The organism is Bartonella sp. ML70XJBT, assembly GCF_028618425.1.
Taxonomy (GTDB): Bacteria; Pseudomonadota; Alphaproteobacteria; order Rhizobiales; family Rhizobiaceae; genus Bartonella.
This window is the reverse complement of record NZ_JAQISX010000085.1, coordinates 1-1,457: the sequence shown is the minus strand read 5'-3', so window position 1 is coordinate 1,457 and position 1,457 is coordinate 1. Positions and strand designations below refer to the sequence as shown.

The 1,457-nt window shown below is 38.8% G+C and carries 2 protein-coding genes; both read right to left on the bottom strand.

Annotated features, from left to right (window positions below; genetic code table 11):
- Positions 1 to 934: hypothetical protein (locus tag PVV65_RS09740; RefSeq protein WP_273790025.1), on the bottom strand; the 934-nt coding region annotated here is incomplete at its 3' end.
- Positions 924 to 1,289 carry a DUF1376 domain-containing protein gene (locus PVV65_RS09735; protein ID WP_273790026.1) on the bottom strand — a complete coding sequence of 122 codons (366 nt, stop codon included), beginning with the start codon at positions 1,287 to 1,289 and terminating at the stop codon, positions 924 to 926. The genes PVV65_RS09735 and PVV65_RS09740, both read right to left, overlap by 11 nt.
- Positions 1,290 to 1,457: the final 168 nt, after the last annotated feature.

Sequence of the window (1,457 nt, the reverse complement as noted above, 5' to 3'; positions counted from 1 at the left end):
CTCGATAACTCCAGCCACGCTGCTGTTCTGTGTGTTGATTGCTTGTTTTTCCATAGTTTCCACCTTGTTGATTGATTTTATGATCTTTTGAATTCCTTACCCAGTTGCGCCATGTTGCTTGCCAATCACGCTTGCTAGCGTCCTTACCTGTCTTGGCATTCCAATAATCTCGAAATTTCGCAATTTCGACTTTGATACGCTCTGGAGGCAAGCCCTCTGCAAGTGCAAAATCGTAATCGGGTTCGAAATCCGCAGGCAATCGACACCCCCGATTAGCTTTTGAACGTTTTGGTTTTTTCGAAACGTTTTCTTGCTCGTGAATGGGTGGTTGGTTTTCTACACCCGTTTCGATTTGTTCTGGTTGGCTTTCAACATCAGCGACCTCGCTTGGCTCGTCAACCAAATCGATTGTTTCTAAATCTTCAAAATCGATTTCTTTTTTTGATAAAACGATAGTTTTATTTTTTTTATTATATATGTGATTGTGGTTGTGGTTGTGATTGGCATCATTAAGCATTGCTTGTGCATTGCTTATAGCATCCTTAGCATCATGCTTAGCATTTTTGACATCATTATCACTTTTATCTTTATCCCATCTTGCCTTTGCTGCCTTTTGTGCTCTTTCTGAAAACTTACTTAAATTTTCATTTGAGTTATTGAGTTCCTCTTCAACTTGTAAACTCCACAAACGACCATCTTCTAAACAAATGATCTTTTTATCACGTAATAAAAACTCTAAGGCTTTATTAAAGATCTTTTTTGAACAGCCAGCACTATGTGCTAATTTATCTGGATCACAAAAAATGGGTTCTCCACTTTTACGCATGTGCCATTTCAATGTAACGTATGTCGCTATTTGAAATGCTTTCATGCCATTTGTTTCTGCAAGACAATCTGAAGGAAAGCTGCGAACCCAAGCCAACTTAGTTGACATGCATTGCCTCCTCTCTTTTCTTACTCCACCTTATATGCGCTGCTTTTGAAGCCCTTTCTGAAGCTTTGCTAATTGTATAATCAAAAGCTAATGACCTATGCCATAAGTTCCCATTCTCTAAACGCGTGATGTAACCCATGCTTATTAAAGTCTCTAATGTCTTTTGAAACGTTTTCACTGAACACCCACACCAACTCGATAAATAAGACGCATTATTGATAAGAGGCGCTTTCTTATCATTCATAAGCAACACAAGGGTTGTATAAACTGCCTTCTCTGTTGCTTTTAAACCCATAAGCTCTTTTAAAAACTTATCTGAATTAAACTTTACACACTCTACTTTATTACTGGACATCATTCGTGATCTCCCTCTCTTTAACTAAATGTAAAATTGCCAAAGCATCTGCTTCATTATCATCACAAGGCGCGTGTCCTTTTGCACGCATTGCCTCTATCATCTCTTCTTTCGACGCATTCCCCTTGCCTGCCGTTGCTTTCTTAATTGTACAAACCGGTATCCCCT

Bases quoted from the DNA above. Each gene is read 5' to 3' on its own strand.
- PVV65_RS09735 (WP_273790026.1), bottom strand. From the start codon at position 1,289: ATGTCCAGTAATAAAGTAGAGTGTGTAAAGTTTAATTCAGATAAGTTT.